Raw genomic sequence first — 19207 nt, 5'->3', positions numbered from 1 at the left:
CCCGGACGGCTCACCCTCGGGCCGCACCGGCCGATGGGAAGGGACGTCGCCGGGAGACCCCGACGGCACGACAGACAGGAGCAGCGCGTGGCACGCACCCGGGTGCTGGTGGTCGACGACTCGGTCGTCATCCGCCGCCTGGTCACCGACGCGCTGTCGCGCGAGGCGGCGATCGACGTCGTGGGGGTCGCGGCCAACGGCCGGATCGCCCAGGCCAAGGTCGCTCAGCTCGCGCCGGACGTCATCACGATGGACGTCGAGATGCCGGAGATGGACGGCATCGAGGCCGTGCGCGCGCTGCGTGCCGCCGGCCACACGCAGCCGATCATCATGTTCTCGACGCTGACCGAGCGCGGTGCGCACGCGACGCTCGACGCGCTCGCCGCGGGCGCGACCGACTACGTGACGAAGCCGGCCAACGTCGGCAGCGTCCAGCAGTCGCTCGAGCAGGTCGCGCGCGAGCTCGTCCCGCGGATCCTCGCGCTCTCGGCCGCACGCCGCGGGCCCGCCGCGCGGACCGGCGCGGCGCGTCCCGCCGGGGGTGCCGCCCCCGCCGCGTCCTCGACCGCGGCTCCCGCGGGCGCCGGTGCCCGGGTGCGGCTCGCGGCCGCGCCGACGCCGCGGCCCGTGCGGCTCGTGGTCCTCGGCTCCTCGACCGGTGGCCCCGAGGCGCTGTCGCGCGTCATCACGGCGCTGCCCCCGCTGTCCGTGCCCGTCGCCGTCGTGCAGCACATGCCGCCCGTGTTCACGCGGCAGCTCGCGCAGCGGCTCGACCGGCTCGGCCCGTGGTCCGTCGCCGAGGCGGGCAACGGCGACACGCTGCGGCCGGGGCACGTGTACGTCGCCCCGGGCGACCACCACCTCGAGGTGCGGCGCGCGGGACCCTCGCTGGTCACGCACCTGACGCAGGCGCCCCCCGAGAACTTCTGCCGGCCCGCGGTCGACGTGCTGTTCCGCTCGGCCGTCGCCGCCGTCGGCGGGGACCTGCTCGCGGTCGTCCTGACCGGCATGGGTGCCGACGGGCGCGCGGGCGCCGAGCGCATCGTCGGCGCCGGCGGCACCGTCGTCGTGCAGGACGAGCCCAGCAGCGTCGTGTGGGGCATGCCCGGCGCGGTCGCGACCGCCGGCTGGGCGCACCGCGCCGTGCCGCTCGCCGAGATGGCGATGACCATCGGCCGCACCGTCGAGGACGCGCGGCGCACCAGCGTGGCCGGGGGTGTCGCATGACCATCAGCCAGGACACGTTCGCGTTCGTGGCCGACCTCGTGCGGCGGCGCAGCGCGATCCTGCTCGAGCCGGGCAAGGAGTACCTCGTCGAGAGCCGGCTGCTGCCGCTCGCGCGCGAGACCGGCGCCACGGGCGTCGACCAGTTCGTCGCCCAGCTGCGGGCCAACCCGACACCGGCCCGTACGGCCGTCGTCGTCGAGGCGCTGACGACCAACGAGACGTCGTGGTTCCGCGACGTCGCGCCGTTCGACGCGCTGCGCCGGCACATCGTGCCCGAGCTGCGCGCCGCGGGCGGGCTCGCACGGCTGCGCGTGTGGTCCGCCGCGTGCTCGACGGGCCAGGAGGCGTACTCCATCGCGATGACGCTGCAGGAGGTCCTCACGCCGCCGGTCGCCGTGGAGATCACCGCGACCGACCTCAACGAGCAGGTGCTCGAGCGTGGCCGCAGCGGCACGTACACGCAGCTCGAGGTCAACCGCGGCCTGCCCGCGCCGACGCTCGTGCGGCACTTCCGGCGCGCCGGCTCGGGCTGGCAGGTGTCGGACGAGCTGCGCCGGTGGGTCACGTTCCGGCAGCACAACCTGCTCGACGTGCCGCCCCCGGGCGGACCGTTCGACGTGGTGTTCCTGCGCAACGTGCTCATCTACTTCGACCTGCCGACCAAGCGGGCCGTGCTCGAGCGCGTGCGCGGTGCGCTGCGCCCGGGCGGCTACCTCGTGCTCGGCGCCGCCGAGACGACCATCGGCGTGCACGACGACTACGAGCGCGTCGTGCTCGACCGCGCGACGGTCTACCGGGCGGGGGGAGCGCGCGCGGCGGCCGCGGCCCCGGCGCCCGCGGTCGCGGCCGTGCCCGCACCCGTGCGGGCCCCCCTGGGGGCGGCGGGCACCCGCCCGGCACCCCTCGCGGCGGTCCCGCCGCGCCCCGTCCTGCCGACCCCGGCCCGCCCGGCCGGTCCGGTCTTCGCACCCACGTCCACCCGAGGAGCAGGGCTGAGATGAGAGCACTCGTCATCGACGACTCGCGCACGATGCGCCGCATCGTCGCGCAAGGGTTGCGCGGACTGGGCTTCGAGCCCGTCGAGGCGGAGCACGGTCAGCACGCGCTGGACCTGCTCGCCGAGGGCGGGCCCGTGCCCGCGCTCGCGTGCATCGACTGGAACATGCCCGTGATGGACGGGCTGACGTTCGTCACGCGCGTGCGGGCGAACCCGCAGTGGCGGGACATGACGCTCATGATGGTGACCACCGAGAGCGAGCACTCCCAGATCGTGCGGGCGCTCGCGGCCGGTGCGCACGAGTACCTGATCAAGCCGTTCAGCGTCGACGCGATCCGCGAGAAGCTCGAGCTGCTCGGCCTCATGCCCGTGGGGGAGTCCGCATGACCACGCTGATCGCCGGCGACGACGTGTACGCGATCGCCGAGGAGCTGTTCACCGCGATGGTGGACGACGAGCCCGGCGCGGTGTCGCAGTGGTTCGGGGACACGCCGGCGTGGCAGGTGCCCGTCGTCGCGTGGGTCGACCTGCACGGCGGCTGGGCCGGGCGCGCCTCGGTGACGACCGAGCGCGCGACCGCCGACGACCTCGCGCGGGCGCTGCTGCAGATGGGCGCCGACGAGCCCGTGCTCGAGGAGGACCTGCACGACGCGTTCGGCGAGGTCGCCAACGTCGTCGGCGGCAACGTCAAGGCGCTCCTGCCGACGCAGGGCACGCTGGGCCTGCCGCAGGTGGCCGACCACGACCCGGGGCTGCCGGGCTCGGTGCTCGTCACCGAGGTGGTCCTCGACTGGCGCGGGCGTCCGCTCGTGCTCCGCGTCCGGGGGGCCGCGTGACCCCCACGACCGACCGACACCGAGGAGGAGTCCGATGATCCGCGTCCTGGTCGCGGACGACAGCCGCGTCATGCGGCAGATCGTCATCCGTACGCTGCGGCAGGCCGGCTACGACTGGGAGGTCCGTGAGGCCGCCGACGGCGCGCAGGCGCTCGAGGCGGTGCGGGCCGACGAGCCGGACGTCATCCTGTCCGACTGGAACATGCCCGAGATGACCGGCATCGAGCTGCTGCGCCGGCTGCGCGCCGAGGGCTTCACGACCCCGCTGGGCTTCGTGACGTCCGAGGGCTCGCCCGAGATGCGGGAGCTGGCCGACCGCGAGGGTGCGCTGTTCCTCATCGCGAAGCCGTTCACCCCCGAGGGCTTCCGCGAGGTCATCGACCCGGTGCTGGCATGAGCTCGGACGTCGTCCCGCTGCCGTCCGCCAAGGACGTCCGCGAGCTGCTCGAGGGCCTGCTGGGGCGCTCGGTCGACGTGCGCACGGGTGGTGCGATGGTCGACCCCGAGTCGGAGGGCGGCGCGCTCGTCGGCCTGTACGTGGACCGGCTGCTGGGCCTCAAGGCGATCTGCCTCATGGACGTGCCGCTGTCGGCGTACGTCGGTGCCGCGATCGGGCTGGTCCCGGCGCGCACGGCCGAGGACTCGGCGGTGTCCCTCATGCTCGAGGACTTCCTCGAGGAGAACGCGCGCGAGGTGCTCAACATCGTCGCGTCCCTCATGAACTCCGAGGGCACGCCGCACGTGCGGCTCGACACGGTGTGCTCGCCGCGCGAGGCGCTGCCGCACGACGCCGCGCCGTGGGTGCGCGCGTACGTGCGTCGCCTCGACCTCGACCTGACCGTCGAGGGCTACGGCACGGGGAAGTTCTCGCTGCTCGTCATCTGACACGTCCGAGGGCGGGGCACCGGTCGCCGGTGCCCCGCCCTCGTCGTGCGTCCGTCGTCGGTACGCCGGTCGACGCGGCCGCGCTCAGCGCGGGGTCTGGCGGTACGACGACAGGAAGTTGCCCATGCGCTCGACCGCGTCGGCCAGCACGCGCGCCTCGGGCAGCGTGACGATCCGCAGGTGGTCGGGCGTGGGCCAGTTGAAGCCCGTGCCCTGCACGAGCAGGATCTGCTCGCTGACCAGCAGGTCGTAGACCAGCTGCGCGTCGTCGACGATGCCGAAGACCTCGGGGTCCAGGCGCGGGAACAGGTAGAGAGCGCCGTCGGGCTTGACGCACGTGACGCCGGGGATGCTGGTGAGGCCCTCCCACGCGACCTGGCGCTGCTCGTGCAGCCGCCCGCCGGGGGCGATGAGCGCCTCGATGGACTGCACGCCGCCCAGCGCCGCCTGGATCGCGTGCTGCGCGGGCACGTTGGGGCACAGCCGCGTCGAGGCGAGCAGCGTCATGCCCTCGAGGAAGCCCTGCGCGTGCCCCTGCGGGCCGGTGACCACGACCCACCCGGACCGGAACCCGGCGACGCGGTACGTCTTGGACAGGCCGTTGAACGTGAGGCACAGCAGGTCGGGCGCGACGGAGGCCATCGGGATGTGCGTCGCGCCGTCGAACAGGATCCGGTCGTAGATCTCGTCCGCGAGCAGCAGCAGGCTGTGCTCGCGCGCGACCTGCGCGATCTCCTCGAGCACCTCGCGCCGGTACACCGCCCCCGTGGGGTTGTTGGGGTTGATGACGACGATCGCCTTGGTGCGCGGCGTGATCTGCTCGCGGATGTGCTCGACGTCGGGCTCCCAGCCGGTCGACTCGTCGCATCGGTAGTGCACCGGCTTCCCGTCCGACAGGCTCGTCATGGCCGTCCACAACGGGTAGTCGGGGGACGGGATGAGCACCTCGTCGCCCTCGTCGAGCAGGGCCTGCAGCGTCATGGTGATGAGCTCGGACACGCCGTTGCCGAGGTAGACGTCGTCGACGTCGAACGTCGGGAAGCCCTCGACGGTCTCGTAGCGCGTGACGATCGCGCGGCGGGCGGACAGGATGCCGCGCGACTCGGTGTACCCGTGCGCGTGCGGCACGGCTGCGATGACGTCGGACACGATCTGGTGCGGCGCGTCGAAGCCGAAGGCCGCGGGGTTGCCGGTGTTGAGCTTGAGGACCTTGCGGCCCTCGGCCTCCATGCGTGCCGCCTCGTCCAGGGCCTTGCCGCGGATCTCGTAGAGCACTCCCTTGAGCTTGGCGGACTGGTCGAGCGGGCGCAGCGGCATGCCGCGAGCGTATCGCCGGGGTGCCGGCTCGCGCCGTGGCCACCGCGCGAGTCGTGGCCCGGTCGCGGTCCCGCCGCGACCGCGACGCGTATCCCGCGCTGTATACCGACGAAACCCAGTGTTTACGCCGCGGGCGGGACCCGCGAAACACGCGGTCCCTAGCGTCCTGCGGCAGGGGCACCGACCTGTATACGCCGCGGGACACAGCGCGGTGAGCGCGGCGGTCGGTGACCCGAGTCCGGCACTGCCCCTCAGCTCCTCCCCAGCGAAAGGCACTCCGTTGACCTCCTCATCGCTCCCCGCGCCGACACCGCCGCGGTCGTCCCGCGCGCGCTCCCTCGCACTGCCCGTCCTTGCGGTCGCGACCGCCCTCGCGTTGTCCGCGTGCGGTGCGCGCACCGCCGCCGGCGACACCGGGACCGCCGGGTCGACGGGCGCCGCGTCGTGCGTCGACACGTCGGGCGACACCGTGAAGATCGGCTTCCTCAACTCGCTGTCCGGGACCATGGCGATCTCCGAGCAGACCGTGCGCGACTCGCTCGACCTCGCCGCCGAGGAGATCAACGCCGCCGGCGGCGTGCTCGGCAAGCAGCTCGAGGTCGTCGCCGAGGACGGTGCGTCCGAGCCCACCGTCTTCGCCGAGAAGGCCGAGAAGCTCATCGCGTCCGACTGCGTCGCGGCGGTGTTCGGCGGCTGGACGTCGTCGTCCCGCAAGGCGATGCTGCCGGTCTTCGAGGCCAAGGACGCGCTGCTGTTCTACCCCGTGCAGTACGAGGGCCTCGAGGCGTCGCCCAACATCTTCTACACGGGCGCGACGACGAACCAGCAGATCATCCCGGGCATGGACTACCTCGCCGAGCAGGGCAAGAAGAAGGTCTTCCTCGTCGGCTCGGACTACGTCTTCCCGCGGACGGCGAACAAGATCATCAACGCGTACGCCGAGGCCAACGGCATCGAGATCGTCGGCGAGGAGTACGCGCCGCTGGGGCACACCGACTTCGCGACGATCGTCAACAAGCTCAAGGCCTCGGGCGCCGACGCGGTGTTCAACACGCTCAACGGCGACTCCAACGTCGCGTTCTTCAAGGAGTTCAAGAACGTGGGCCTCACCGCCGACGCCGTGCCGGTCGTCTCGGTGTCGATCGCCGAGGAGGAGGTCGGCGGCATCGGCGTCGAGAACGTCGCGGGCCAGCTGACGGCCTGGAACTACTACCAGACCGTCGACTCGCCCGAGAACACCACGTTCGTCGCGGCGTTCAAGGCGAAGTACGGCGAGAAGCGCCCCACGTCCGACCCGATGGAGGCGGCCTACACCTCGCTCCACCTGTGGAAGGGCATGGTCGAGAAGGCCGGGTCGTTCGACGTCGCCGCGATCCAGGAGGCCGCCGACGGGGTCACGTTCGACGCCCCCGAGGGCACCGTCACCGTGAACGGCGACAACCACCACATCGCCAAGACCGCGTACATCGGCGAGATCCGCGAGGACGGCCTCATCTACCCCGTGTGGGAGTCCGACGGCCCGATCGAGCCGGACCCGTTCCTCGAGGGCTACGACTGGGCCGAGGGCCTGTCCTGACCGCCCGTCGGCACCCGGCGGTCCCGTCCCGGACCCGCCCGTGACCGCGGCGACCCGGCCGGCTCGACCCCTCGGTCGTGCCGGGTCGCCGCCCCGCGGGCGCGTCCCCACCCACCACGACGAAGGCGGTGCGCATGGACGCGCTGTTCTCCCAGCTCTTCGCGGGCCTGAGCCTCGGCTCGGTGCTGCTGCTCGCGGCGCTCGGCCTCGCGCTGACGTTCGGCCAGATGGGCGTCATCAACATGGCGCACGGCGAGTTCATGATGGCCGGCGCCTACACGGCGTTCGTGCTGCAGGCGCTCATCGGCGACGCGGGCGTCTCGCTGCTCGTCGCGCTGCCGCTCGGCTTCCTGGTCGGCGGGCTGCTCGGCCTGCTGCTCGAGGTCACGCTCATCTCCCGCATGTACCGGCGGCCGCTCGACACGCTGCTCGTGACGTTCGGCGTCGCGCTCGTGCTGCAGCAGCTCGCGCGCGACGTGTTCGGCGCCCCCAACGTCGACGTGCGCGCGCCCGCGTGGCTGCAGGGCGCCGTGCCCGTGCTCGGCATGAACCTGCCGCGCACGCGCCTGTTCATCCTCGCGCTGGCGGTCACGTGCGTCGTGGTGCTCGCGCTGGTCCTCAAGCTCACGCCGCTCGGGCGGCGCATCCGCGCGACCGTGCAGAACCGCGACCTCGCCGAGGCCTCGGGCGTCTCGACCCGCGCGACCGACCGGCTGACGTTCTTCGTCGGCTCGGGCGTCGCCGGGGTCGCGGGCGTCGCGCTCACCCTGCTGGGGTCCATCGGGCCGACGCTCGGGACGAGCTACGTCGTCGATGCGTTCCTCGTGGTCGTCGTCGGCGGCATCGGCCAGCTCAAGGGGGCGGTGGTCGCGGCGTTCTCGCTGGGCCTGCTGCAGGCGACGTTCGAGTACTCGACGACCGCGAGCCTGGCCAAGGTGCTGCTGTTCGTCGTCATCGTCGCGTTCCTGCAGGTCCGCCCGCAGGGCCTGGTCTCGGTCCGCACGCGGAGCCTCGCGTGAGCGCCCCGGCGACGACGGCCCCGGCCCCGAACGCCGCCGCGCGCCCATGGTGGCGGCACCCGCGCGTGCGCGTGTGGGGCGGGTTCGCGCTCGCGGCCGCCGTGCTGCTGGGCGTCGCGCCCGTCGTGCTCAGCGACTTCCGCCTCAACCTGCTCGCCAAGTTCCTGTGCCTCGCGATGGTCGCGGTCGGCATCGGCCTCGCGTGGGGCCGCGGCGGCATGCTCGTGCTGGGGCAGGGCGTGTTCTTCGGCCTCGGCGGGTACCTCATGGCGATGCACATGAAGCTCGCCGACGCGGGCCCCGGCGGCGTGCCGGACTTCATGCTGCTGTACGGCGACGGAGTGGTCCCCGCGTGGTGGGAGCCGCTGCGCGACCCCGTCGTCACGGTCCTGGCGATCCTGCTGGTGCCCGCGGGCGTCGCGACGCTGCTGGGGCTCGCGGTGTTCCGCCGGCGCGTGCGCGGCGCGTACTTCGCGATCCTGTCGCAGGCGCTCGCGGCGGCGTTCGCGATCCTGCTGGTCGGCCAGCAGAAGGTCACGGGCGGCACCAATGGGCTCAACGGGTTCCGGTCGTTCTTCGGGTACGACCTGGCCGACCCGGTCAACAAGCGGATGCTCTACTACGTCGCCGCGGGCGTGCTGCTCGTCATGGTCGCCGTGGTGCGGCTGCTCATGGTGTCGCGGTTCGGCGAGCTGCTCGTCGCGGTGCGCGACCAGGAGAACCGCGTGCGGTTCCTCGGCTACGACCCCGCGAACGTCAAGGTCGTCGCCTACGCGGTCGCCGCGTGCTTCGCGGGTGTCGGCGGTGCGCTGTTCGCGCCCGTCGTCGGCATCGTCTCGCCCGCCGACGTGGGCGTGATCCCGTCGATCGGGTTCCTCGTCGGGGTCGCGATCGGTGGCCGCGCGACCCTGCTCGGCCCCGTGCTCGGCGCGATCGCCGTGTCGTGGGCGCAGACCGGGCTCTCGGAGCAGTTCCCGTCGTTCTGGACCTACTTCCAGGGGGCGCTGTTCATCCTCGTCGTCGCGTTCCTGCCGAACGGGTTCGCGACGCTCGGCGGGCTGTGGCGCAGGCGGCGCGGCGCGGCCGTCCCCGGTCCGGGCGACGCACCGGCCGACCCGCCCGCCGGTACGTCCGCCCACGCCGACGACCCCGGGCCCGATCCCGCCCAGGACGCCGCCACCGCGGCCCGCACCGCCGGGAGGCACGCATGACCGAGCAGCCCACCGCGCCGCCGGACGCCGGCGGCCTGGACCCGCAGGCGCTCGAGGCCGTCATCGCCGCGCCGGGCTCCCGGTTCCGGCACGACTACCTCGAGGTCCGCGGCCTGCGGGTCGTGTTCGACGGGTTCGTCGCGGTCGACGGCGTCGACCTCACCGTCACGCAGGGGGACCTGCGGTTCCTCATCGGCCCCAACGGCGCCGGCAAGACCACGATCGTCGACGCGATCACGGGCCTGGCGCCCGCCACCGGGTCGGTGCAGTTCGGCCGGGTCGACCTGCTGGGGAGGCCGTCGCACCGGATCGTGCGGGCCGGGGTGGGCCGCACGTTCCAGACCGCGAGCGTGTTCGACGAGCTCACGGTGCTGCAGAACCTCGACATCGCCGCCGGCGCCGGGCGCGGTCCGCTCACCCTGCTGCGGCGGCGGCACGTCGTGCCGCCCGAGGTCGAGGCCGCCCTGGAGACCGTCGGCCTCGCGCACGTGCGCGACCTGCCCGCGGGCGTGCTCGCGCACGGGCAGAAGCAGTGGCTCGAGATCGGCATGCTCCTGGTCCAGGACGCGCGCCTGCTGCTGCTCGACGAGCCCGTCGCGGGCATGAGCCAGGCCGAGCGCGAGGAGACGGGCCTGCTGCTGCAGCGCATCGGCGAGCAGCGCACGGTCGTCGTCGTCGAGCACGACATGGAGTTCCTGCGGGCGTTCGCCGCGTCCGTCACGGTGCTGCACCAGGGGCGCGTGCTGTCCGAGGGCACGGTCGCGCAGGTGCAGGCCGACCCGCGGGTCGTCGAGGTGTACCTGGGGTCGGGTGCGCACGGCCGCGGTCGCGCCGCGCGTGCGGGCGGCCCGAGCACGGAGGTGGAGTGATGCTGCAGCTGCGGGACGTGCACGTGGGGTACGGGCGCACGGCCGTCGTGCACGGCGTGGACCTCGAGGTGCCGACGGGGTCGGTCGTCGCCGTCATGGGCCACAACGGCGCGGGCAAGACGACGCTGCTGCGCGCGGCCGTCGGGCTGCTGCCCGTGCGCGCGGGCACGGTCCTGCTCGACGGGCACGACGTCACGCGGTGGCGCCCCCACCGGAGGGTGCGGGCCGGGCTCGCGTACGTGCCGCAGGGGCAGCAGTCGTTCGGGCAGCTCACGGCGCGCGAGAACCTGCAGCTCGTCGCCGACGTGCAGGGGGCGGCCGGGGCACGCCGCGTCGACGACGCGCTCGACCTGTTCCCCGCGCTGCGCGGGCTGCTGGGACGGCGCGCGGGGCTGCTCTCCGGCGGGCAGCGGCAGCAGCTCGCGATCGCGCGCGCCCTGGTCACCGGGCCGCGGCTGATCGTGCTGGACGAGCCCACCGAGGGCATCCAGCCGTCGGTGGTCGCCGAGATCGAGGACGCGATCGTGCAGCTCGCCGCCACCGGCGGGCTGTCGGTCCTGCTGGTCGAGCAGCACGTCGGCTTCGCGCTCGCGGCGTCGTCGCGCTACTCGGTGCTGGAGTCGGGGCGCGTGACCGCGACCGGTGCGGGTGGCGCCGAGCGGGAGGCCGACGTGCGCGCGGCCATGGCGCTGTGAGCCGCGCTGTGAGCCGCGCTGTGAGCCGCGCCGTGAGCAGCACGGCGGCGGCCCGCGCCGCGCGGACCGTGCCGGCCCGGCCGGGTGACGCGCACGGCCCGTGGTCGGGCGGAGGTCTAGGGTCGTGACCATGGTGGACGGGCTGCGACCGGGTGCCGGTGACGCGCTCGCGGCCGACGTGCCGGGCGCCGACGCACCGGTGGTCTCGCTGCGCGAGCAGGTCTACCACCGGCTGCGCGACGAGATCCTCAACGGGCGGGTGTCCCCGCGCGAGCGGCTCACCGAGCCCAAGCTGTCGAAGGCGTTCGAGGTGTCGCGCACACCCGTGCGCGAGGCGCTGTCGCGTCTGCTGTCCGACGGTCTGGTCGAGCGCACCGACTTCGGCTACGCGGTGGTCGTGCCGTCGCTCGAGGACCTGCGCAACCTGTACGAGCTGCGCATCACGCTCGAGCTGCGCGGCATCGCCCGTGCGATCGAGAACCCGCAGGTCCGGCACGACGACGTGCTGCTGCGTGCCGAGCTGGCCCGCTGGGACGAGATGCGCGACGTCGTGCCCGACCCGGACCCGAGCTTCGTGCTGCGCGACGAGGGGTTCCACCAGGTGCTGTCCCGCGCGTCGGGCAACGCGCAGCTCACCGACGCGCTCGTCACCGTCAACCAGAAGATCCGCGCGGTGCGGATGCACGACTTCGTCGAGGAGGACCGCATCACCGCGACGATCGACGAGCACCGCGAGATCCTCGGGCTCGTGATCGAGCGGCGGCTGCCCGAGTCGCTCACGGCCCTGCACAAGCACGTGGGGGAGTCGCTCGAGGTCGTCATGGAGCGTGCGACGCACGCGATGGCGCGCATGGCGACGGCGGGCTGAGGATCTGAACGTCACCGGCGACCGCGGCCTGGGCTAGAGATCGATGCTCTCCGCGGTCCGGTCGGCGTCGGCCACGGAGAGAAGCGTCACTGGCGATAGGAGCATGACCGCCAGGTCGACGTGGGCCGCGAGGTCGACGGGCTCGCGCGCGGTGAGCCGCCAGCCGTCGAGGTCCGCCTTGGCCCAGGCTCGGGCCAACGGAGCGACGCGGGCGACGGCGTTCGGCGCCTCAGCCGACCAGAGGTCGCGCAGACCCGCCGCCGCCTCCGTGCCGAGCACGGCATGGGCGTCGCGGACGAGAAGGTGCACGAGCCCGGCTTCGGGGCGCCCGGCCAGCTGCTCCACCACGTCGACGTCTGCCTCGAGGTCGTAGAGCCGGTCGACGACGTCGGGGTTCTCGCGGTACCAGAAGAGTGCGTACTTGAGGTCCTCGGCGTCGCGGACGTCCCGCCGGTGCGCCCACGCGGACAACTTGAGTGCGACGTATCCCGGCACGCTTGGAACCCGCACCCCGAGGTCCGGATGCTGGGAGGAGATGGGCCGGGCCCCTGCGTGCACCTCCTGGTAGCCCAAGACGTTCTCCTGGCAGGGGCCGACGCCTCGAGGTCTCTCGACACCGCCGAACGGGATCAGGTCGACGGGTCTCCCTCGGATGAGGAAGCGGTAGGCGGAGGCGCCGTGAGGTCCTTGCAACGACTGCGTGAGCTCGCGGTATGCCTCGAGGTCGGTGACGACGATCGCCAGATCGAGGTCACCTGTACGTCGCAGCCTGCTGACGTGCCCTGCCGCCGCGTGAAGAAGGTCACGGCAGACCGCCCCGTACAGCATGAGCGCGTCAGGCGAGACGCCGTGGGTGCGGAGCTCGGTGACCACCGGTGCGACGGTCTCATCGAGGAGGGCGGCAGCGTCACCGCGCGTGAAGTCGAGCAAGGATGTCCTTCCGGAGGTTGCTGGCCGCTTCGAGGTGGCGGGGGTCCCGATCCGCAAGGAGGTCGGCGTAGACAAGGACGTCGGGGGCGAGGCGGGGTGCGAGGGGTGAGGTGCTGGCGGTCAGCTCCCGCCGTCCCCAACGCCCGGGATTCGTCACGGGGACGTCGGTGCCGGTGCTCCAGAACTGTCTGCGGACGATGATGTTCGCTTCGCGGTCGGTCGCCACCTTCCACCGTGAGCGCACGACGGCCAGCGGAGCGAGGTCCGGGACGTAGAGCACGAGCCCGGGCCCGTGGAGGCCGTTCACGGCTGCTTCACCGCTGACGTGGACGGGCACTCCCGTAGCTGACCACCCAGCGGTGGAGGGTTCGCCAGCGAATCGACTCAGCTCGGTTCGTGAGGCGATCCCGCGTGGGAACGCTGCGGCCCACTGGTCGAGCAGGTCGTCCGGGCGCAAGAGGACGGCAGGACGCTTGGCGAGGTGTTCGTCCTCGCGCAGCGCGACCCGCACCTGCTGGGCCACTCCGATCGAGGTTCCCGCGATCGTGGCGAGCATCCGCACAGGGGCGGCCGCCAGCTCTGGCCACGACAGGAGCGCGAAGATCACGCGCGCGCGTCCGGCGCTCATCAGGTTCACCGGCTCGCGGTTGGCGCCGCCGGGGCGAGCGGCTCGTGAGGCCTTGTCGGCGTTCGGTCCCGTTCGCCAGGGGCGGTCGACATCGATCAGGAGGCCGGGTGCCTCGATGTACATGCGCCCTGTCATGTCGATGAACCAGGCCCCTCTGCTGCGGAGGTGCTGCGCCGCGGCAGGACTTGCCGACTCCAAGAGCACCAGGTGTCCCTCGACTGGCTGTCGTCGTGCCACCCATGCGCTTCGGTTCAGGTGCGCGGGGGTGGGGACCGATGTCGTCGGGCGTCTGACCCGCGTCCCGCTGAACTCGAGCACGGCCTCGTCGCCCTCGAAGTGAAGGTTCACGTGACGTGCTCGAGCGATCTCGGCCGCGGACTCGCGGAGCTTCTCGGTATCCATCTCACTCCTCCCGCCACGAGCATAGTTCACGATTCGTGAACGTTCATCATCTATGAACGTTCATCATTCGCGAACAGCCTGGTCGCCGAGCAGGGCCACTGTGGTCGCCGGCCGTAACGCATCGTTCACGCCCGTGCGTCGGCGTCGAAACACCCGGTTCCTACGGTCGGGATACCGGGGTGTATACAGCCCCGTCGATCTCCGGGCCCCGCCCGGACCGACCCCAGGGGCAGCCCGTGTTCGACACCCTCCTCGTGGCCAACCGTGGCGAGATCGCCGTCCGCGTGCTGCGCACCGCGCGCGCTCTCGGCCTGCGGACCGTCGCCGTGTTCTCCGACGCCGACGCCGCCGCACCGCACGTGCGGCTCGCCGACGCCGCGGTCCGGCTCGGGCCCGCACCGGCCGCCGAGTCGTACCTGCGCGCCGACGCCGTGCTCGAGGCGGCGCTGGACACCGGCGCGGGCGCGATCCACCCCGGCTACGGGTTCCTGTCGGAGAACGCGGGCTTCGCCGCCGCGGTCGAGGCCGCCGGGATCGCGTTCGTCGGGCCGACGCCCGCGCACCTCGAGGTCTTCGGCGACAAGCACCGGGCGCGCGAGGCGGCGCGCGCTGCCGGTGTCCCGCTGATCGCCGGCAGCGGGCTGCTCGGCGACGTCGACGCTGCCCTCGCGGCGGCCGAGACCGTCGGGTACCCGGTCATGCTCAAGGCCGTCGGCGGGGGCGGCGGCATCGGCATGCAGGCCTGCGACGGGCCCGACGAGCTGCGCGAGGCGTACGGGCGCGTGCAGCGGCTGGCGACCGCGAGCTTCGGCAGCGGAGGCGTGTTCCTCGAGCGGTTCGTGCGGCGCGCGCGGCACCTCGAGGTGCAGGTGTTCGGCGACGGCGCCGGGCGCGTCGTCAGCCTGGGGGACCGCGACTGCTCGCTGCAGCGTCGCCACCAGAAGGTCCTGGAGGAGGCACCCGCCCCGGGCCTGCCCGACGACGTGCGCGAGCGTCTCGCGGCCTCGGCCCGTGCCCTGACGGCGTCGGTCGCGTACCGGTCCGCGGGCACGGTCGAGTACGTGTACGACGTCGAGCGCGGCGACGTGTCGTTCCTCGAGGTGAACACGCGCCTGCAGGTCGAGCACCCGGTCACCGAGGAGATCACGGGCGTCGACCTCGTCGGCTGGATGCTGCGCCTCGCACGCGGCGACGCCGACCTGACCGCCGAGCTCGCGGCCCTGCCGGACGACGGCCCGCCCCGTCGCGGGCACGCGGTCGAGGCGCGCGTCTACGCCGAGGACCCGCGCCGCGGCTACCGCCCGAGCGCGGGCCTGCTCACGCACGTCGAGTACCCGGCAGGCGTGCGCGTCGACGCGTGGGCGGAGGCCGGGCAGGAGGTCACGAGCCACTACGACCCGATGCTCGCCAAGGTCGTCGTGCGCGCCGACGACCGCACGGCCGCGCTCGCCGCGGCGTCCGACGCGCTGGCCGGCACGGCGCTGCACGGCGTCGTCACCAACCTGCCGCTGCTGCGCGCCGCGGTCGTCGACGACGACGTGCGCGCCGCCGCGCACACGACCGGCACGCTCGCGGGCGTCACGGACGACGAGCCGTGGGTCGAGGTGCTGCGCCCCGGGGTCATGACGACCGTGCAGGACTGGCCCGGCCGCCTCGGGCACTGGGACGTGGGCATCAGCCCGTCGGGGCCGATGGACGACCTGTCGTTCCGGCTCGGCAACGTCGCGCTCGGCAACCCGGAGGGCGCCCCGGGCCTGGAGTGCACGCTCGCGGGCCCGAGCCTGCGGTTCAGCCACGCGGCGGTCGTGTGCGTGACCGGTGCCGACGCACCCGTCACGGTCGACGGCGTGCGCGTCCCGCAGTGGGAGCCGGTCGACGTGCCAGCCGGCGCCGTGCTGGACGTCGGCACGCCGGGCGGGGCGGGCCTGCGCACGTACGTGCTGGTCCGCGGGGGTCTCGACGTCCCCGCGTACCTCGGGTCGGCGGCGACGTTCTCGCTCGGCGGGTTCGGCGGCTACACCGGCCGCGCGCTCGCCACGGGCGACGTCCTGGTGCCCGCGCCCGTCCCGGACGACGCACCCGCCGCGGCCGTCGTCCCCGCCGAGGCGCGACCCGCGCTCGTGCACGCCTGGGAGCTCGCGGTCCAGGAGGGCCCGCAGCCCGCACCGACGTACTTCACGCGCGACGACATGACCATGCTCTACGCCGCGACGTGGCACGTGCAGACGCACGCCAACCGCACCGGCATCCGGCTGTCGGGGCCCAAGCCGCGCTGGGCGCGCCCCGACGGTGGTGAGGCCGGTCTGCACCCGTCCAACCTGCACGACAACCCGTACTCCGTGGGCGCGCTCAACGTCTCGGGCGACACCCCGATCCTGCTCGGACCCGACGGTCCGTCGCTGGGCGGGTTCGCGTGCCCCGTCACCGTCGTGGCCGGGCACCGCTGGAAGCTCGGGCAGATCCGCCCGGGGGACACCGTGCGGCTCGTGCCCGTGCCCGAGGCGACCGCCGACGCGCTGCGCGTCTCGACGGTCCGGCGCGCGGCCGCGTCCGTCCCGGCGGACCTCGCCACCGGTCCCGACGGCGACGACGGCGTGTTCGCGCGCATCCCCGCCGACCCGTCCGACCCGCTCGGCCGCCCCGAGGTCGTCTACCTGCGCGGCGCGGACGACAACGTGCTGGTCGAGTACGGCCCGATGGTCCTCGACCTGGGCCTGCGGATGCGCGTGCACGCGCTCGCCGAGGCGCTGGGTGCGCTCGACCTGCCGGGCGTCGTCGACGTGACGCCCGGTGTGCGGAGCCTCCACGTGCACGTCGACCCCGCGCTGCTGCCCGTGCGCGAGCTCGTCGACGCGCTCGTCGACCTCGAGGCCGAGCTGCCCGCGACGGCCGACCTCGTGGTGCCCTCGCGGCGCGTCCACCTGCCGTTCGCGTTCGACGACCCCGCGGTGGCCGACGCGATCGCGCGGTACACGGTCGGCGTGCGGCCGCAGGCGCCGTGGCTGCCGTCCAACGTCGAGTTCGTGCGGCGCGTCAACGGGCTGGGCTCGGGCGACGACGTGCTGCGGACCATGACCGAGGCCGAGTACCTCGTGCTCGGGCTCGGCGACGTCTACCTGGGCGCGCCGCTCGCGGTGCCGCTCGACCCGCGCCACCGGCTCATGACCACCAAGTACAACCCGGCGCGCACGTGGACCGCCGCCGACACCGTGGGCCTGGGCGGGCAGTACCTGTGCGTCTACGGCATGGACTCCCCGGGCGGGTACCAGCTGGTCGGCCGGACCGTGCCCATCTGGTCCGGGCACCGCCAGCACGGCGTGTTCGAGCCCGGCGTGCCCTGGCTGCTGCGGTTCTTCGACCGCATCGTGTGGCACCCCGTGACGGCCGAGGAGCTCGCCGAGCAGCGCACCGCGTTCGCCGCGGGGAGGCTCGACGTGCGCGTCGAGCACGGCACGTTCAGCTACCGCGAGCACCTCGCCCTGCTGACCGAGCACGCCACCGAGATCGCGGCGTTCCAGGAGAGCCAGGCCGCCGCGTTCGGGGCCGAGCGGGCGGCCTGGGCCGCCGCCGGTGAGCTCGACGCGGACGCCGGCGACGACGCGCCGCCCGCGGTCGTGGACGACGCGACCGTCGAGCTGCTGGACGGGCACGTGCTCGTCGAGGCGCCGATGGTCGGGTCCGTGTGGCGCGTCGAGGCCGCCGCTGGCGCCGACGTGCGCGCCGGCGACCTGCTCGTCGCGCTCGAGGCCATGAAGCTCGAGCTCGCGGTCCCGGCGCCGTCGGACGGGCGGGTCGTGCGCGTGCTCGTCGAACCGGGGCAGCAGGTCGGCCCCGGTGCCCCGCTCGCGGTGCTGGCGGTGGACGCGTGAGCACGACGGACGCGCGCGCGGCCGTGCCGTCGCAGGCGGTCGGGGCGCACGACGCCCCGCACGACGACCCGCACGCCCCCGTCGGCGCGCGCGTCGCCGACGGGCCCGCGCAGGCCCGCGTCCGGGCGGCCCACGCGCGGCTGCGGGAGGTCGACCGGCCCGAGGTCTGGACGCTGCTGCTGCCCGAGGCCGACGTGCTCGCGGCCGCCGCGGCCGTGGACGCGCGCGTCGCCGCGGGCGAGCACCTGCCGCTGGCCGGCACGACGCTCGCGGTCAAGGACAACGTCGACGTCGCGGGCCTGCCCACCACGGCCGCGTGCCCGTCGTACGCGACCTCGCCGCACGGGCGCCCCGGGCCGGCGTCCGCGACGGCCCCCGCGGTGCAGGCGCTCGTCGACGCGGGCGCCGTGGTGCTCGGCAAGACGAACCTCGACCAGTTCGCGACCGGGCTGGTCGGCACCCGCAGCCCGTTCGGCGCGGTGCGTCACGCGACCCTGCCCGACCGCGTGTCCGGCGGGTCGTCGTCGGGGTCGGCGGTGGCCGTCGCGCTCGGCGTCGCGGACGTCGGCATCGGCACCGACACCGCCGGCTCGGGCCGCGTCCCCGCGGCGTTCCACGGGCTCGTCGGGATCAAGACGACGGTCGGGCTCGTGCCCACGGACGGCGTCGTGCCCGCGTGCGCGTCGTACGACGTGGTCACGACGTTCACGCGCGACCTCGGGACGGGGGTGCTCGCGACCCGGCTGATGGCGGGCGGCGGCGTCTCCCCGGCCGGCCAGGTGCCCGACGCCGCGCCGGCCGACCCTGCCGACGTCGCCGACCCGCGGGCCCGTCGGCGGACGTGGCCCGCCGACGTGCGGGTCGCGCTGCGTGACGACCCGGTCGTCGCGGTGCCGCGCGCCGCCGACCTCGCGCCGCTCTCACCGGGATGGCGCAGCGCGTTCGCCGCGGCGGTCGACCAGGTCGTCGCGACCGGCGCGACGGTGCGGGAGGTCGACGTCTCGGGCATGCTCGACGCCGCCCGGCTGCTGTACGACGGCGCGATCGTCGCCGAGCGCTACGCCGCGGTCGGTGCGTTCCTCGCGACCGACCCGCCCGACGCCGACCCCACGGTCGCCGGCATCGTGCTGGCCGGCGGCGGCGTCCGGGCCGCCGACTACGTGCGCGACCGCCTCGCGCTCGACGCCGCGCGGGTCGACGCCGAACGCGTCCTGCGCGGGTGCGACCTGCTGCTGCTGCCCACGACGACCGAGCACCCGACGCTCGCGCAGGTCGCCGCCGAGCCGGTCGAGGTCAACCGCCGCCTGGGCATGTACACGAACTTCGTCAACCTGCTCGACCTCGCCGCCGTCGCCGTCCCCGCGGGCGAGGCCGACGGCGGACCGTTCGGCGTCACGGTGCTGGCACGCGCGCACGAGGACCAGCTCGCGCTCGACCTCGCGGCGCGCCTGGTCGACGGCGACGCGTGCGCCCCGCTGCTCGTACCCGGCACGGTCGAGCTGCTCGTCGTCGGCGCGCACCTGCGTGGGCAGCCCCTGCAGGGCCAGCTCACCGACCTCGGCGCGCGGTTCGAGCGCGAGGTCACGACGTCCGACGCCTACCGCCTCGTCGCCCTGGTGACGACGCCCCGCAAGCCCGGGCTCGTGCGCGTCGGGCCGGGCCGGGGAGCGTCGATCGCGGGGGAGGTCTGGCGGTTGTCGCCCGGTGCGCTCGGCCGGTTCCTGGCCGCGCTGCCGGCGCCGATGACGCTCGGCGCCGTCGAGCTCGCCGACGGGTCCTGGGTCACGGGTTTCGGCTGCACGGCCGAGGCGGCCTCCGGCGGGGTCGACGTCACGGCGACCGGCGGGTGGCGGGCCGCGCTCGCGGCGGGGGTCTGAG

17 protein-coding genes are annotated in these 19207 nt (G+C 74.1%); 14 read left to right on the top strand and 3 right to left on the bottom strand.

The window, feature by feature from the left end:
- Positions 1–87 precede the first annotated feature (87 nt).
- Genes ATM99_RS00550 through ATM99_RS00525 form a run of 6 tightly spaced genes read left to right on the top strand, consistent with a single transcriptional unit; the run spans position 88 to position 3945 of the window.
- Entirely contained in the window at positions 88–1227 is a 1140-nt protein-coding gene (locus tag ATM99_RS00550) for a chemotaxis response regulator protein-glutamate methylesterase (RefSeq protein ID WP_062101011.1), read from the top strand.
- On the top strand, positions 1224–2228 hold the full coding sequence (locus ATM99_RS00545; RefSeq protein WP_062101010.1) for a protein-glutamate O-methyltransferase CheR: 1005 nt from the start codon (positions 1224–1226) through the stop codon (positions 2226–2228). The genes ATM99_RS00550 and ATM99_RS00545 overlap by 4 nt, the downstream gene beginning before the upstream one ends.
- Positions 2225–2611 carry a response regulator gene (locus ATM99_RS00540; protein WP_062101009.1) on the top strand — a complete coding sequence of 129 codons (387 nt, stop codon included), beginning with the start codon at positions 2225–2227 and terminating at the stop codon, positions 2609–2611. Before ATM99_RS00545 ends, ATM99_RS00540 begins: the two co-directional genes overlap by 4 nt.
- Complete coding sequence (locus ATM99_RS00535; protein WP_062101008.1) at positions 2608–3060, top strand: chemotaxis protein CheX; 453 nt, start codon at positions 2608–2610, stop codon at positions 3058–3060. Before ATM99_RS00540 ends, ATM99_RS00535 begins: the two co-directional genes overlap by 4 nt.
- 34 nt (positions 3061–3094) lie before the next feature.
- Positions 3095–3457 carry a response regulator gene (locus ATM99_RS00530; protein WP_223304737.1) on the top strand — a complete coding sequence of 121 codons (363 nt, stop codon included), beginning with the start codon at positions 3095–3097 and terminating at the stop codon, positions 3455–3457.
- On the top strand, positions 3454–3945 hold the full coding sequence (locus ATM99_RS00525) for a hypothetical protein (RefSeq protein WP_062101007.1): 492 nt from the start codon (positions 3454–3456) through the stop codon (positions 3943–3945). The genes ATM99_RS00530 and ATM99_RS00525 overlap by 4 nt, the downstream gene beginning before the upstream one ends.
- Positions 3946–4029: 84 nt before the next feature.
- Here ATM99_RS00525 and ATM99_RS00520 read toward each other — a convergent pair whose 3' ends face one another.
- A complete protein-coding gene (locus tag ATM99_RS00520) occupies positions 4030–5262 on the bottom strand; it encodes a pyridoxal phosphate-dependent aminotransferase (RefSeq protein WP_062101006.1) in 1233 nt (410 codons plus the stop codon).
- 376 nt (positions 5263–5638) lie between these two features.
- Here ATM99_RS00520 and urtA point away from each other — a divergent pair, with 376 nt between their 5' ends.
- From urtA to ATM99_RS00490, 6 genes are all read left to right on the top strand, one after another.
- On the top strand, positions 5639–6838 hold the full coding sequence (gene urtA, locus ATM99_RS00515) for an urea ABC transporter substrate-binding protein (protein WP_223304736.1): 1200 nt from the start codon (positions 5639–5641) through the stop codon (positions 6836–6838).
- A gap of 134 nt (positions 6839–6972) precedes the next feature.
- On the top strand, positions 6973–7857 hold the full coding sequence (urtB, locus tag ATM99_RS00510) for an urea ABC transporter permease subunit UrtB (RefSeq protein WP_062101005.1): 885 nt from the start codon (positions 6973–6975) through the stop codon (positions 7855–7857).
- On the top strand, positions 7854–9068 hold the full coding sequence (gene urtC / locus ATM99_RS00505) for an urea ABC transporter permease subunit UrtC (RefSeq protein ID WP_062101004.1): 1215 nt from the start codon (positions 7854–7856) through the stop codon (positions 9066–9068). The genes urtB and urtC overlap by 4 nt, the downstream gene beginning before the upstream one ends.
- Complete coding sequence (gene urtD / locus ATM99_RS00500) at positions 9065–9937, top strand: urea ABC transporter ATP-binding protein UrtD (RefSeq protein WP_082659095.1); 873 nt, start codon at positions 9065–9067, stop codon at positions 9935–9937. Before urtC ends, urtD begins: the two co-directional genes overlap by 4 nt.
- Positions 9937–10632: an urea ABC transporter ATP-binding subunit UrtE gene (gene urtE, locus ATM99_RS00495; RefSeq protein WP_062101003.1), complete on the top strand. Its 696-nt coding sequence runs from the start codon at positions 9937–9939 to the stop codon at positions 10630–10632. Before urtD ends, urtE begins: the two co-directional genes overlap by 1 nt.
- 130 nt (positions 10633–10762) lie before the next feature.
- Positions 10763–11500: a GntR family transcriptional regulator gene (locus tag ATM99_RS00490; protein ID WP_082659094.1), complete on the top strand. Its 738-nt coding sequence runs from the start codon at positions 10763–10765 to the stop codon at positions 11498–11500.
- A 33-nt stretch (positions 11501–11533) separates the two neighbouring features.
- On the opposite strand, the gene ATM99_RS00485 is transcribed toward ATM99_RS00490, so the two are convergent.
- Together ATM99_RS00485 and ATM99_RS00480 are read right to left on the bottom strand one after the other, a co-directional pair.
- The gene (locus ATM99_RS00485) at positions 11534–12430 is read right to left on the bottom strand and encodes a hypothetical protein (RefSeq protein ID WP_062101002.1); all 897 of its coding nucleotides are present in this window, start codon (positions 12428–12430) and stop codon (positions 11534–11536) included.
- A complete protein-coding gene (locus tag ATM99_RS00480) occupies positions 12408–13460 on the bottom strand; it encodes a type IV toxin-antitoxin system AbiEi family antitoxin (RefSeq protein ID WP_062101001.1) in 1053 nt (350 codons plus the stop codon). The genes ATM99_RS00485 and ATM99_RS00480 overlap by 23 nt, the downstream gene beginning before the upstream one ends.
- Positions 13461–13696: 236 nt before the next feature.
- Here ATM99_RS00480 and uca point away from each other — a divergent pair, with 236 nt between their 5' ends.
- Together uca and atzF are read left to right on the top strand one after the other, a co-directional pair.
- Complete coding sequence (gene uca / locus ATM99_RS00475) at positions 13697–17329, top strand: urea carboxylase (RefSeq protein ID WP_062101000.1); 3633 nt, start codon at positions 13697–13699, stop codon at positions 17327–17329.
- On the top strand, positions 17326–19206 hold the full coding sequence (gene atzF / locus ATM99_RS00470) for an allophanate hydrolase (protein WP_223304735.1): 1881 nt from the start codon (positions 17326–17328) through the stop codon (positions 19204–19206). The genes uca and atzF overlap by 4 nt, the downstream gene beginning before the upstream one ends.
- The last annotated feature ends 1 nt before the right edge of the window (position 19207 follow it).

Source organism: Cellulomonas sp. B6 (assembly GCF_001462455.1).
Lineage (GTDB): Bacteria > Actinomycetota > Actinomycetes > Actinomycetales > Cellulomonadaceae > Cellulomonas.
This window is presented reverse-complemented; position numbering and strand designations above follow the sequence as displayed.